We start from the raw sequence: 13,499 nt of genomic DNA on the forward strand, positions 1-13,499 counted from the left end.
CGCTCAGCGCGACGCCTCCGCCAGCCGGGCGAGGCCCTCGTCGAGCGTCACGGCCGGCGCCCACCGCAGATCGGCGCGGGTGCGGCGCTGGTCGAACCAGTGCGCGGTCGAGAGCTGCTCGGCGAGGAACCGGGTCATCGGAGGCTCGTCCTCGCCCGGGCGCACCGCCCAGATCCGCTCGACGAGCGAGCCGGCGACGCGCGCGACGGAGGCGGGCACCGACCAGCGCGGCGGCTCGACTCCGGAGGCGCGGCAGATGCCCGCGAGCAGCTCGGCGACCGGGCGCGGCTCGCCGTTCGTGACCACGTAGGCCTGCCCGTGCACCTCGGGGGCCCGGTCGAAGGCGGCGACGATCGCCGAGGCGGCGTTGTCGAGGTAGGTCGAGTCGATCAGGGCCTGCCCGTCGCCGAGCAGCGGCAGGCGCCCCGTGCGCGCCCGCTCGACGATGCGGGCCACGAGCTGCGTGTCACCGGGACCCCACACCAGGTGCGGCCGCACCGCGACCACGGCGAATCCGGGAGCGTCGGCAGCGAGGGCGAGCAGCTCGCCCCGCGCCTTCGTGCGGGCGTAGTCGCCGCGCGCGTGCTCGGGGTCGGCCGGCTCCGCGTCGTCCCCCGTGATGGAGGAGCCCGCGTGGGCCACCGACGGCGACGACACCTGCACGAAGCGCTCCACTCCGGCTCGTCGGGCGGCGGCGAGGAGGCGGCGCGTGCCGTCGACGTTCACGCGGTCGAAGTCCCCCGGGTCGCCGGCGAGCGACACCTTGGCGGCCAGGTGGACGACGCCGTCGACGCCCTCGAGCGCCTCCGCCACCGCACGGGGGTCGGTCAGCGAGCCGCGCGCGTCCTCGACCCCGGCGACTCCCGAGGGGCGGCGCTGGAAGGTGCGGACCTCGTGACCCTGCGCGGCGAGGAGGGCGGCGACCGCTCCTCCGAGCAGCCCGCTCGCTCCCGTGACCAGGACCGTCACGGTGCCGTCATCCGTCCGCCGGCGAGGATCGCACCCGCCCAGCGCGAGAGCGCCGCACGGTCGATCTTGGAGTTGTGCCGGATGTCCGTGGGCAGCGCCGGCACGACCAGCACGGCGGCGACGGGAGCGCCGACCGCGGCCCGGATGTCGGCCGCGAGCTCCGGATCGGCGAGGCGCGTTCTCGCGACGGCGTCCCTCCGCTCGATGACCGCGACGAGCTGCGCGGTGCCGCGCGGGCCGACGCCGACGATCGCGGCGCGGGCGACCGCGGCGACGCGCGCCTCGATCCGCTGCTCGGGGCCGACGGGAGTGACGACGCCCTCGGCGGTCACGACGACGTGCGGCAGTCGGCCCTCGACCCACAGCCGGCCGTCGGAGTCGACGCGCCCGACGTCGCCGGTGCGGTGCCAGCGCTCACCGGGCACGGCGCCGATGCGCGCGGCCCGGTCGGTCAGCCAGAGCCGCTCGTAGTGGTCCTCGACGTGCCCGGCCGAGACCACGATCTCGCCGGTCGTGCCGACCAGCTCGTCGAAGGAGTCGGCGGCGCGGCCGTCGGCGTCGAGCGGAGCGATGCGCACGCGCACGCCCGCCGCGGGCACGCCCACGCAGACGCCGCCGCGGGGGTCGTCGTCGGTGGCGGCCTCGCGGATGCCCTCGAGCGACGCGTCGGTGAGGAGCAGCCCCTCGGTCATGCCGTAGGGGGTGCGCGCCGACGCGTTCGGCATCAGCGCCTGCGCCTGCGCGAGCAGGCCCTCGGACACGGGCGCGCCGGCCGAGAGGAAGGTCCGCACCTCCGCGAGGACCCGACGGTCGTCGGAGGTGAGCTGCTCCGCGGTGGCGACCACGTTCGCGAGCGCCGCGGGCGAGAGGAACACGACGGTCGCCTCGACCTGCGCGGCGGCCGACGCGACCGCCGCGGCCGTCAGCGTGCGCGGTGCCGTGACCTCCATGTCGGGAGTGGCGGAGCGGGCGCCGAGCGCGGGGCCCAGCAGAGCGAACGGGGCGAACCCGGCGACGAGTCCGGTCCCGGGGCCGATGCCGTACTGGCGGGCCAGGGCGTCGCGGACGCCGGCGAGCTGGCGGTGCGTGTAGACGACGCCCTTCGCCGGCCCTGTCGAGCCCGAGGTGAACAGGATCGCGGCGACGTCGTCGGCCGCGGGCGCCTCGGCGAGCAGCTCGGGCTCGGCGGCGAGCTCGGCGCGGCCCAGCTCGATCAGCTGGCCGATCGAGGAGTCGACGCCGAGGGCCGCCGCGGACGCGCGCGGGAGCGTCTGCGTCGAGACGCGTCCGCCCGGCCAGCCGAGGGCGCGCGCGACGGTCAGTCCCGGGAGCGCGCCGACCACGAGATCCGGCCAGGCACCGCGGACGGCGCGGGTGAGGCCCTTCAGACCCAGCCCGGCGTCGGCGACGACCACGACGGCTCCGATGCGCAGGCACGCGTAGAGCAGCGCGGTGAGATCGGCACCCGGCGGCACCAGGAGCGAGACGCGGTCGCCCGGGCGCACGCCCGAGGCGCGGAGCCCCGCGGCCAGCTCGTGCACCCGGCGCGAGAGCAGTCGCCAGGAGACGCGGCGCGGGCCGTCCCCGCTCGGCGGGGCCATCTCGACGAGCGCGAGACCGTCGTCGTCAGCGTGCGTTTCGAGGTGGCGCCAGAGCGGCTCGATCGGCGCCGTCGGACGACGCACGTCCGGAGCGGCTCCCGTCTCGGAGAAGGCGTCGCCGAGCCAGGTCAGCACGGCCAGGGCGTAGTCGACGTCCTCGGCGACGAGGTGGCCGGCGCCCTCGAAGCGGTGCACCTGCGCGTGCGGCAGGCGGGTGACGAGGTCGTCGAGGTAGCGGTCCGAGAAGATCGGGTCGAGCGGGCCCCAGAGCATCAGCGCGGGGACGGCGAGACCGGAGACGCCGGCCGCGATGCGGGTCAGCTCGCCGTGGCTCGGGTGCGCGGCGTCCACCGGGATGTCGGCGACGAATCCGCCGACCCCGCCCCGTCGCTCCGCTCCTCGGTAGGGGGCGCGGTACCCCTCCTTCACGGCGGCGGGAAGTGCCGGATGCGCGATCGCGAGCGTGGTCTCGAGGAACGCCGGGGTGCCGACCGTGGAGGCGCCGAGGATCCCCGACGCGAGGGCCAGGCGCAGCGGCGCGGGGATCGGCTCGCCGTCGGGCTGGTGCACGGCGGTGTTGAGCAGCATCACGGCCGACAGCGCGTCGGGGTGGTCGACGGCCCAGCCGAGCGAGACGACTCCGCCCCAGTCGTGCCCGAGGGTGACGACGTCGTGGTCGAGGCCCAGCACGTCGGTGAGGTTCGAGAGCTCGCGGACGCGGTCGGCGAGGGTGTGCAGCGCGCCGGAGCGCTCCGAGAAGCCCATCTCGAGCTGGTCGACGGCGACGACGCGCCAGGCGGGCCCGCCGCTCCGTGCGGTCTCGAGGGTGGCGGCGGCGAGGCGGCGCCAGAGGTAGGACCAGGTCGGGTTGCCGTGCACGCAGAGGATCGTGCCGACGGGCTCGGTGCCGAGGGCGTCGAGCGTGTCGAGCAGGTGCCAGCGCCGGGTCGCGCCGTGCGCGTCCGGAGCGTCGACGAGCCGCGACCACGACGGGTCGAGCCCCTCCAGCCCGGGCGGCGGCAGCTGCGCCGGCGCGGTGGAGCCGAGCGCGGAGCGGATCCGCTCGGCCGGATGGGTGCCGGCGGTCGGGGTCACCAGGCGATCTCGAGCATCGCGGTGTTGATGCCCGAGCCCACGCCCATCAGCAGCACGCGGTGGCCGGGCTGCAGGGTCTTCGATTCCTGCGCGAGGGTGATCGGGATGGAGGCGGGGCCGACGTTGCCGAGCGTCGCGTACGTCGTGGGGACGCGATCGCGGTCCAGGCCCACGGCCTTCACCAGCGCGCTCGTGTGCACCTCGGACACCTGATGCATGATGTAGCGGTCCATGCCGCTCCACTTCCAGTCGCGCTTCGCCTCCTTCCAGGCGGAGACGACGAGCTCCATGCCGCCCTTGAGCAGGGCCTTCGCGTCGGTGAACATGCCGTCGACGCTGCCGACGCAGAGCTCGTTGAACTGGGTCGCGGCGCGGGTGATGCCGCCGAGGAGGCGGTGCCCCTTGGGGTGCGCGTCGGCGGGGCCGAGGATGGCGGCCGCCGCGCCCGACCCGAGGGTGAGGCTGGCGAACTCGCTCATGAAGTCCTTGCGCGAGACGCCGTCGCGGCTCAAGCGCTCGATGGTGTTGACCTGGATCTCGTCGGCGTCCTCGCCGTCGATGATCATCGCGTAGCGGATCTGGCCGGAGTCGATCAGCTGCGCCGCGAGCGTCATGCCGCTGACGAAGCCCAGGCAGGCGTTGGCGATGTCGAAGTTGATCGCCGACGACGGCAGGCCGAGGCCGTGGTGCAGGCGCACGGCGACGGAGGGCTCGAGGTGCTTGCGGGTGACGGAGGTGTTGATGATGAGGCCGATCTGGTCCGGCCGCACCCCCGCCTCCTCGAGCGCGCGACGGCCGGCGTCGATCGCCGCGGCGTCGAAGGTCTGACCGGCGCCCCAGTTGCGGCGCTCGTGCACTCCGGCGACCCGCTGGAGGAGGCCGGTGGGCAGCCGCAGCCGCTTCAGGGCCGGCGCCAGGCGCGCGTCGATCTCCTCGGAGGTCGTGACGTTCGGAGCGATCGTGGTCGCGACGGACAGCAACGCGACGTTGCGGTGCGTGGTCGTTGCGTTTCCGTCCAACGGAACTCCCTGTCGAGTTGTCGATCGTGGCAGGTGCCGCGATGATTTTACGCTTTCGTTCACTCCGTGAATCCTGGACGGCGGCTGGGTGCGACGGGAACCCCCTCCGACCGACCTCTCCCCCGTCCCCGCGCGGATCGCGGCCGACGGTCACACCGGGAGGCCGCTGTCAACCTCCCCGGACGCGACGGCTCAGGTGCCCATCGCCCACGGCTCGCGGTCGCCCCGCAGCCGTGCGGCGAGCGCCATCGCCTGCTCGTCGGTCAGCGTGGCGACGTAGTCGACGATGCCGCGGGCGCGGCCCAGCCGCTGCAGCGACTCCGGATCCACGCGCGGCCTCCCGCGCTCCCCCGCGGGCAGCCACTCGGGCCGGTCGGCGCGCAGGCGGAAGTACCCGTCGGTGGCGAGCTCGATGAGGTCGAGCAGCTTCTGCGGCGCGCGCGAGCCGTCGCGCGGGTCGTCGAGCCAGTCGTCGAGGTGGGTGACGAGCGTCTCGAGCACGCGGGACTGACCGCGCTGGTAGGTCGCGAAGTCGGGGCGGTCGATGACGAAGCGGGTGTGCACGAACTTCAGCACGGCCACGTCGTGCCAGGCGTCCGGGAGCAGCGACACGTGCCCCGATCGGACGTTCGGCTCGGCGAGCACCAGCACCGAGCGCTGCAGTCGGCCGATCCAGGACGACACGAACGCCTCGATCGCCCGCTCCGTGCGGGTGGAGCCGTCGAACGGCACCGCGAGCAGTCCCTCGACGAGCTCGGTCGACACCCGCTCGACGGAGGAGCGGAAGTGCTCGTCGCTGGCGATCCACGGGTCGCGGGCGACGAGCCGGCGCCGCAGCATCTCGAGCGAGTGCCCGGGCGCGCGGGCCCAGAGCTCGCCCGCGTCGAGGGCGGCGAGCGCGTTCTGCTCGCGGAGGAACGCGCGGAACTCGACGGCGACCGCGGCCTGCTGGAGCACTCCGGCCCGGTAGAAGTCGTCGAGGTCGTGCAGGGAGTAGGCGATGTCGTCGGCGACGTCCATCACCGAGCACTCGAGCGTCTGCTGCCACGGGGCGATGGCCTCGAAGACGCCCCGCGCATCGAGCAGGTCGTCGAGATCGAGGGTGTACGCCGAGAACTTGGGCGGCGCGGTCTCCCACCGGCTCGCGGTCGAGCCGCGCGGCAGCTCGGTGGGGTCGGCCGACTCGATGCCCGGCCGGCAGACGGTCCTGCCCCAGGGGTACTTCAGGACCGCGGCGCGGGAGGCGGCGGTCAGATTGAGCCCGGCCTCGACGGTCTCGCAGACGTCGAGCTCCGACAGGATCCGGAAGGACTGCGCGTTGCCCTCGAAGCCCTCCTCGAGCCCGAGCCGCTCGCGCGCGAGGCGGTCGAGCGCCTGCTCGCCGAGGTGGCCGAACGGAGGGTGCCCCAGATCGTGCGCGCTCGCCGCGGCCTGCACGACCACCGGGTCGCAGCCGCCGAGCCGCTCGACGAGGTCGCGCTGGCCCGGGTCGGTGGTGGTGAGCTGCATGGCGATCGCCCGGGCGACGGCGGTGACCTTGATGGAGTGGGTCAGCCGGTTGTGCACGACCTGCCCGACCCCCGAGGGCGAGATGACCTGGGTGACGGCGGAGAGCCGCGCGAAATAGGGCGAGAAGCGGATCCGCTCGAGGTCCACCCGGTACTCGGGGAAGTCCTCGCCCGTGGCGAAGCGGTCGACGGGCTCGGGGATGCGGCGGTCGGTGCGGCGATCGCGGTGGTGCCGGTCGCGGCCGCTCTGCTCGCCGGTGCCGCTCTGCTCGACGCTGCCGCCCCGCTCGACGGTGCCGCTGTTCTCGACGGTGCTCTGCTGGGCCTCCATCCCGCTCACCCTAGACGAGGGTCGGGTCGACATCGGGACGCCTCCGGGGGCCGAGCGCCGTGAAGACCGCCGCCGCGAGCACCGCGCCGAGCACGTAGGCGACGAGGTCGAGCCACGCGAAGGTCGTGCCGAGGACCAGGCGCAGAGGCGGCCACTGCTCGACGAGCCGCGCGGCGACTCCGATCGCCTGCAGCTGCTCCATCGCGATCGACCAGGCGAGCGCGATGCCCGCGGCGGGCACGCCCGCGAGTCGCGGGAGGCACGCCGCCACCAGGAGCGCGACCAGGACGACGTAGAGGACGCCGCCCGCCAGATCGGCCGGCAGCCCGACGAGGAGGAAGCGGAGGGCGAGGCCGAGCGCCAGGGCCGCCACGGCGGCGAGCAGGTACGGCACCCGCGCCCTCACCGGCCGCCCCGGGGCCGAGCCGCGAGCAGCCGGTCATGGGCGCGGAGGAAGGAGCGGTCGTCGGCGACGTTCCAGCCGAGCGGACCGGGCGAGGCGACGACGAGGGGCACGAGCACGGTGCGCCGGCGACGGCGGCCCGGGGCGAGCACTCCCAGGGCGAGGGCGCGCACCCGCCGGGCGCCGAGGGCGACCGTCGCGACCTGCACCGAGACCACGTCCTCCCAGAGCGCGATGCGGAGCGAGTCGGAGCGCTCGGCGGCGAGCGCCGGCCCGTCGGAGCCCAGCACGACGACCGAGACCGGGTCGGGGCGCCGCGCGGCGGCGGGGCGGCGGCCCGGTGCAGCGAGCGCTCGAGCTCGCGGGCGCCGAGGATCGTGAAGCCCTCGCCCACGTCGGCCAGCTCGGCGAGCCGGCGCTGGCGGGCGGGAGCGGCGTGGTGGATCCGTGCCCGGACGCTCTCGCGCACGCGCAGCAGCTCGCCGGGCGAGGTGAGCAGCCCGGTGGGCTCGAACCGCGTGCGCGGCGGGAGCGGCGCGGCCCGCACGGGACCCCGGGTCGACTCCCGGGTCGGAGCGCCCCACGGCGGCGGTGCACCTGCGTCCACGTCCCCTCCTCCGGTTGCGCTGTCCCTCCCGATTCTCCCCCGCCGTCCCGCGTCTTGCCCGGGAGCCCGCTCCGACCTACGATGGGAGTACCCCCCTGGGGTATCCCATCACCACGGCGCCGACCCCGCCGTCACCACGAGGAGCACCGGCATGACCACTCGACTCGACCTCGGCCTGACCGCGAAGACGACCGCGGAGGCGCCGTCCGGCGGCTCCTGCGGCTGCGGCGCGACCGGCGGCTGCGCCTGCGGCGGCCACGGCGGATCGCACGGCGCCTCGACCTCGATGGCCGCCCCCTCCGTGCAGACCTTCGGCGTCGCCGGCATGACCTGCGAGCACTGCGTCCGCAGCGTCACGGAGGAGCTCGCCGCGTACCCCGAGGTCACCGGCGTCGACGTCTCGCTCTCCCCCGAGGGCGTCTCGTCCGTCACCGTCGGCTCGCTCCGCCCGCTCGGCCGCGAGGAGATCGCGGCCGCCGTCGCGGACGCCGGCTACCGCCTCGCACCCCTCTCCTGACGTGCCCTCGCCCGACGCGCCCGGATCGTCCGGCACGACCGCTCCCGCCGCGCTCGAGCTCGCGATCGGCGGCATGACCTGCGCGTCGTGCGTCGCCCGGGTCGAGAAGCGCCTCGTCGCACTGCCCGGAGTCACGGCCACCGTGAACCTCGCGCTCGAGCGCGCCACGGTCGTGCTGCCCGAGGGCACGACGGCCGCCGACGCGATCGCCGCGGTGGAGGCGGCGGGCTACACGGCCACGGTGCCCGCCCGAGAGAGCGCCGAGCCGGCCGCCTCCGACCCCGCCGACCTCGAGCGCCGCACTCTCCTCACCCGCCTGGGCGTCTCGACCCTGCTCGCCGCGCCCGTCGTCCTGCTGTCGATGATCCCTCCGCTGCAGTTCGCGAACTGGCAGTGGCTGTGCCTGGCGCTCGCGGCCCCGGTGGCCGTCTGGGGCGCCTGGCCGTTCCACCGGAACGCGGTGAAGGCGCTGCGGCACGGCTCCACGACGATGGACACGCTGATCAGCCTCGGCGTGCTCGCCGCGTTCGGCTGGTCGCTGTACGCCCTCTTCCTCGGCGACGCGGGTCGAGCCGGGATGAGCATGCCGTTCGAGCTGCTCGGCTCGCGCTCGGGCCACGACGAGATCTATCTCGAGGTCGCGGCGGCGGTGCCGGTCTTCGTCCTCGCGGGCCGCTCCCTCGAGGCCCGCTCGAAGCGCGACGCCGGAGCGGCGCTGCGCGCCCTGCTCGACCTCGGCGCGAAGGACGCGGTGCGCCTGGCCGCGGACGGCTCCGAGGAGCGGGTCGCCGCGGCGTCGCTCGCGGTCGGCGACAGGATCCGCGTCCGCCCCGGCGAGGTCGTGGCCGCCGACGGCAGCGTGCTCGAGGGGTCGAGCGCGATCGACGCGAGCATGCTCACGGGCGAGAGCGTGCCGGTCGAGGTGGGCCCGGGCTCCGCCGTCGCGGGCGGCGTGCTCAACGCCCACGGCGTGCTGACCGTGCGGGTCGACCGCGTCGGCTCCGACACCGTCCTCGCCCGGATGGGCCGCCTCGTCTCGGAGGCGCAGGCCGGCAAGGCGCGGGTGCAACGGCTCGCCGACCGCGTCTCCTCGGTCTTCGTGCCCGTCGTCGTCGTACTGGCGCTCGCCACCCTCGTCGGCTGGCTGCTCACCGGCGCCGACCTCGCGGCGGCCGTCTCGCCCGCCGTCGCCGTGCTGGTCGTCGCCTGCCCGTGCGCGCTGGGCCTCGCCACTCCGACCGCGGTGCTCGTCGGCACCGGCCGCGGCGCGCAGCTGGGCATCCTGATCCGCGGACCCGAGGTCCTCGAGGCCGGCCGCCGGATCGACACGGTCGTGTTCGACAAGACCGGCACCCTGACCACCGGCGCCTTCGAGGTCGTCGAGTCCAGCGGCGACGAAGCGCTGCGGATGCTCGCCGCCGTCGAGCGCGGCTCGGAGCACCCGCTCGCGGCGGCACTGGTCCGGGGCGCCGAGCAGCGCGGCCTGAGCGTGCCCGAGGCGAGCGGGTTCCGCGCCAGCGCCGGCTTCGGCGTCCGCGCCCGCGTCGAGGGCCGACTCGTGGTCGCCGGCCGCCTCCGCTGGCTCGAGGAGCAGTGGGGCTTCGCTGCCGGAGCGCTCGCCGAGCAGGCCGAGCGGGCCGGAGGCAGCGGAGGGACCGTGGTCGGCGTGGGCTGGGAGGGCGAGCTCCGCGGTCTGGCGGTGCTGCGCGACGAGCCGCGCCCCGAGGCCGCCCGCGCCGTGGCGTCGCTCCGCTCCCGCGGGCTCCGCGTGCTGCTGCTCACCGGCGACAACCCCCGCGCGGCCGCAGCGGCCGCCGCGGCCGTCGGCATCGACGAGGTGATCGCCGAGGTGCTCCCGGAGGAGAAGCTCGCGGTCGTGGAGCGCCTGCGCTCCGAGGGCCGCAGCGTCGCGCTCGTGGGCGACGGAGTGAACGACGCGGCGGCCCTCGCCGCGGCCGATCTGGGCATCGCGATGGGCGCCGGCACCGACGCCGCGATCGAGGCGAGCGACATCACGCTCGTCGGCGACGACCTCGCCCGGGTGCCCGACGCGCTCCGGCTGGGCAGGAGGACCCTCGGGATCATCCGCGGCAACCTCTTCTGGGCCTTCGCGTACAACGTCGCGGCGATCCCGCTCGCGATGGCCGGACTGCTCGGCCCGCTCGTCGCGGGCGCGGCGATGGCGTTCTCGAGCGTGTTCGTGGTGCTCAACAGCCTGCGCCTGCGCGGCTTCCGAGCGCAGGGCTGAGCACAGAGGCCGGGTGCCCGCCGGCGCACCCTGGCGCTCCCGACTCCGCCGTGATCGACTGGGACGATGCGCACCGAGACCCGTCAGGGCGTCCCCCTCCTCCTCGTCGACGACGACGGCCCCGCCCTCTCCACCCCCGAGGACGCGCTCGCGATCGTCGGCGGCAGCTACGAGGGCGAGGTCGAGACGGTCGTCGTGCCGGTCGGCCGTCTCGATCCCGAGTTCTTCCACCTGCGCTCGGGGATCGCGGGCGGCTTCGTGCAGACACTCGTCGACTACCGCAAGCGCCTCGTGGTCGTCGGAGACATCACGGCGGCGGTCTCGGAGTCGAGCACCTTCCACGACTTCGTCGTCGAGTCCAACGGCGGCGACCACCTCTGGTTCGTGCCGGCGCTGGACGCTCTGGACGAGCGCCTGGACCGGAGCGGCACTCCCGAGCAGCCGGGCGCCGAGGGCGGGGTCGAGCCGACCCCCGGGCGCTGATGGCCCTCCTCGTCCCGGACGCCACCGGCGCTCCCCCGCGCCTCGACGGACCGGTCCGCCTCCTGCTGCTCGCCGACACGCACCTGCCCAAGCGGGCCAGGGAGCTACCCGAGGAGGTCTGGCGCGCCGTCGACGAGTCCGATCTCGTCGTGCACGCGGGCGACTGGGTCGACGAGGCGAGCCTCGACGCCCTCGAGGTACGGGCGCCGCGGCTGCTCGCCGTCTGGGGCAACAACGATCCGGAGGGGCTGCGCGCCCGCCTGCCCGAGGTCGCCCACGCGGTCGTCGGAGGTCTGCGCGTCGCCGTGATCCACGAGACGGGCGCCGCGAGCGGCCGGGAGGCGCGGGCCGACGCCGCGCACCCCGACGTCGACGTGCTCGTCTTCGGCCACAGCCACATCCCCTGGGACTCGGTGAGCCCGGGAGGCCTGCGCCTGCTCAATCCGGGCTCCCCGACGGATCGACGCCGTCAGCCGGCCTGCACCTACCTCACCGCGGTCGCCGAGGCGGGCGCGCTGCACGACGTCCGGCTCGTGGAACTGCCGCCGCGGGCACCGGCCGTGCCGCGAGGAGCGCCGTCGCGCGAGTCCCTCTAGTCCCGCCTCCTCGACAGCTCGCGCAGCAGGCTCCGCGGTGCGGGGCTGCCCGGCGTGCCCAGCAGCTCGCTCAGCCCGCGCGTGCCCCCCTCCGCGAAGGCCCGGCGCTGCCGAGCGGCGCCCGTGCCGAGACGGGCCAGCCGCTCCAGTCCGTCGTCCACCGCCTCCGCGTCGCCGAGGTCGTGCAGAGCCCCGTCGATCCACTCGCGCAGCTCGGCCACGACCTCGGCGGCCGGCAGGGCGCGGCCCTCGCCGGGCGAGAGCAGGGTGCCGTCGAGACCGAACCGGCCCGCGTGCCAGAGGGCCGCGTCCAGCAGCTCGGGGGCGATCGGCGAGCACGGCTCCCCGCCCTCGGCCCGGTCGAGCGCCGAGCGCACGAGAGCGCAGCAGATCCCCGCGATCAGCACGGCGTCGGCCGCATCGAGCTGCGCATCCGCGACCCGGATCTCGAGCGTCGGGTAGCGCGACGAGAGCCGCGCCTGCCAGGCGATCGCTCCGCGGTCGACCGTCGCCCCGAGGCCGATCAGCGCGCGCTCGCGGCGGTCGTAGTCGTCGGCGCTGGCGAACCGCGGCGGGCATCCGGCGGTCGACCACCGGCGCAGCGCCACGCTCCGCCAGCTGCCGAAGCCGGTGTCGGCCTCCGAGCGGAACGGCGAGTTGACCGACAGCGCGAGCACCGTCGGCAGCCAGATCCGGAGCCGGTTGAGCGCCGCCACTCCCGCGTCGCGGCCGGGCACCTCGACGTGCACGTGCAGCGCCTGCACCCGGTGCTCGTCGATCAGCGCGCCCATCCGCTCGCCTACTTCTCTGTAGCGCGGCTCCGGGGAAAGCGCCGGCTGCCCGGACGACGCGAACGGCACCCCCACGCCGGCCGCGAGAGCGTCGAACGCCGCGGCCGTCGCGGTCAGCCGGGAGCGGAACCTCGACAGGCAGGAGTGCGCCTCAGCGAGACTCCGCAGCACCGGCGAGGTGAACTCGAGCTGGCAGGCGAGGAACTCGCGGCCGAGGCACCCGCCGAAGTTCGGGTCGCCGAAGAACTCGGAGTAGACCGCGTTCCCCAGGTCCAGCGGATGCAGGCCGGTGGCGTCCAGCAGGACGAACTCCTCCGCGATTCCGGAGCCGAGCACGGTGCCTCCCGATCGCCGGACCCCGCGACCACGTCGTCGCTCGGGGGGCCCGACGACGCGACGCTAAGCGACGCCCGTCGGGTTCGGGGAGGGCCTTGACGAACCCCCTCGCGCTCGTTCCGGGACGTTTCGCGAGCCCGGCGCAAGGGGGTGGCAGCGAAGTATGGTCCGCCTAAGCTCACTGAGATGACCGGTTCGCACGACAACCCCGACACCGCGCACCTCCGCCCGGCCGGGCTCGACGACGCCACCGTCGCCGCACTGGGCAAGCTCTCGGAGGCGCTCGAGACCGTCGAGCACGCCCGCGGCCTCCTCTACGGTTTCCACCGCCTGACCGGAGCCGCCGACCTCGCGCTCGGCGAGGCCGTCGACGCGTTCCGCGAGGCGGGGCACGACGAGGTCGCCGAACGCCTCGAGTCGCAGCTGGTCGGCCGCAACGTCATCGAGGGCCGCTGGACCTTCCAGATCGTCGAGGACTACGACGACACCTACTACAGCGCGTTCCGCGAGCAGGAGCGCGCCGCCCGCGACGAGCTCGCCGACGGCCGCCGCCACCTCTTCGAGTCCGAGATGAAGGAGGACCGCCGAACGGCGGGCCGCCGTCACCACGAGTCCCGACCGGAGAGCACATGAACGCCGTCATCCGGATGCACGCCGCCTCGCTGCGCGTCAAGGCGGTCACCCCCGGTCGCTCGTCGCGCGGTGGCGGCCCGGAGCAGGAGGACACGATGAGACGCACGGTCCTCAGCATCGACGGACGCCGCTTCCTGCTGAGCCTGGAGCTCGACACGGAGGCGCTCGAGAAGCGCCTCGTCCAAGCGGTCCGCGATCACGGCGACATGGTGAGCTTCACCGTCGCCGGCGAGCGCGAGGTCTGCGTCCTGGTCTCCCCCGGAGTCGCCGTGATCCTCGAGCACGAGGACGTGCCGGCCGAGGACCCGGACGCCGAGGACGCGCCGTTCCACTACGACGACGTCGAGTACCTGAGCTAGAGG

Annotated in this window: 13 protein-coding genes; 6 read left to right on the forward strand and 7 right to left on the reverse strand. The window is 75.1% G+C overall.

Going from position 1 to position 13,499, the window contains the following annotated elements:
- Positions 1-3 precede the first annotated feature (3 nt).
- The 6 genes from C1I63_RS01345 to C1I63_RS01370 all read right to left on the reverse strand — a co-directional run bounded on the left by C1I63_RS01345 (position 4) and on the right by C1I63_RS01370 (position 7,216).
- Positions 4-969 (reverse strand): NAD-dependent epimerase/dehydratase family protein, encoded by a 966-nt coding sequence (locus C1I63_RS01345; RefSeq protein ID WP_107573472.1) that lies wholly within the window; start codon positions 967-969, stop codon positions 4-6.
- Complete coding sequence (locus tag C1I63_RS01350; protein ID WP_244906945.1) at positions 966-3,665, reverse strand: alpha/beta fold hydrolase; 2,700 nt, start codon at positions 3,663-3,665, stop codon at positions 966-968. Before C1I63_RS01350 ends, C1I63_RS01345 begins: the two co-directional genes overlap by 4 nt.
- Positions 3,662-4,684, reverse strand: a complete 1,023-nt coding sequence (locus C1I63_RS01355) for a 3-oxoacyl-ACP synthase III (RefSeq protein ID WP_055790347.1) — start codon at positions 4,682-4,684, stop codon at positions 3,662-3,664. The genes C1I63_RS01350 and C1I63_RS01355 overlap by 4 nt, the downstream gene beginning before the upstream one ends.
- 192 nt (positions 4,685-4,876) lie before the next feature.
- On the reverse strand, positions 4,877-6,523 hold the full coding sequence (locus C1I63_RS01360; RefSeq protein WP_107575681.1) for a deoxyguanosinetriphosphate triphosphohydrolase family protein: 1,647 nt from the start codon (positions 6,521-6,523) through the stop codon (positions 4,877-4,879).
- 10 nt (positions 6,524-6,533) lie between these two features.
- Positions 6,534-6,917, reverse strand: coding sequence for a DUF2809 domain-containing protein (locus C1I63_RS01365; protein WP_056868123.1), 384 nt, complete (start codon positions 6,915-6,917; stop codon positions 6,534-6,536).
- Between the two features lie 8 nt (positions 6,918-6,925).
- On the reverse strand, positions 6,926-7,216 hold the full coding sequence (locus C1I63_RS01370; RefSeq protein ID WP_107573474.1) for a hypothetical protein: 291 nt from the start codon (positions 7,214-7,216) through the stop codon (positions 6,926-6,928).
- Between the two features lie 468 nt (positions 7,217-7,684).
- Here C1I63_RS01370 and C1I63_RS20085 point away from each other — a divergent pair, with 468 nt between their 5' ends.
- The 4 genes from C1I63_RS20085 (at position 7,685) to C1I63_RS01390 (ending at position 11,377) form a co-directional block, all read left to right on the forward strand.
- Positions 7,685-8,050 (forward strand): heavy-metal-associated domain-containing protein, encoded by a 366-nt coding sequence (locus tag C1I63_RS20085; RefSeq protein ID WP_244906946.1) that lies wholly within the window; start codon positions 7,685-7,687, stop codon positions 8,048-8,050.
- Between the two features lie 73 nt (positions 8,051-8,123).
- A complete protein-coding gene (locus C1I63_RS01380) occupies positions 8,124-10,298 on the forward strand; it encodes a heavy metal translocating P-type ATPase (RefSeq protein WP_107575682.1) in 2,175 nt (724 codons plus the stop codon).
- A gap of 66 nt (positions 10,299-10,364) precedes the next feature.
- Complete coding sequence (locus tag C1I63_RS01385) at positions 10,365-10,781, forward strand: DUF4180 domain-containing protein (protein ID WP_107573475.1); 417 nt, start codon at positions 10,365-10,367, stop codon at positions 10,779-10,781.
- Entirely contained in the window at positions 10,781-11,377 is a 597-nt protein-coding gene (locus tag C1I63_RS01390; RefSeq protein WP_107573476.1) for a metallophosphoesterase family protein, read from the forward strand. Before C1I63_RS01385 ends, C1I63_RS01390 begins: the two co-directional genes overlap by 1 nt.
- Here C1I63_RS01390 and C1I63_RS01395 read toward each other — a convergent pair.
- A complete protein-coding gene (locus C1I63_RS01395) occupies positions 11,374-12,504 on the reverse strand; it encodes a carboxylate-amine ligase (RefSeq protein ID WP_107573477.1) in 1,131 nt (376 codons plus the stop codon). The two genes, C1I63_RS01390 and C1I63_RS01395, sit on opposite strands and share 4 nt — an antisense overlap.
- Before the next feature lie 186 nt (positions 12,505-12,690).
- Between C1I63_RS01395 and C1I63_RS01400 the strand changes: the two genes are divergently transcribed.
- On the forward strand, positions 12,691-13,137 hold the full coding sequence (locus C1I63_RS01400; RefSeq protein ID WP_107573478.1) for a hypothetical protein: 447 nt from the start codon (positions 12,691-12,693) through the stop codon (positions 13,135-13,137).
- Complete coding sequence (locus C1I63_RS01405; RefSeq protein WP_055790326.1) at positions 13,134-13,496, forward strand: hypothetical protein; 363 nt, start codon at positions 13,134-13,136, stop codon at positions 13,494-13,496. The genes C1I63_RS01400 and C1I63_RS01405 overlap by 4 nt, the downstream gene beginning before the upstream one ends.
- Positions 13,497-13,499 lie beyond the last annotated feature (3 nt).

It is taken from the genome of Rathayibacter caricis DSM 15933, assembly GCF_003044275.1.
GTDB lineage: Bacteria > Actinomycetota > Actinomycetes > Actinomycetales > Microbacteriaceae > Rathayibacter > Rathayibacter caricis.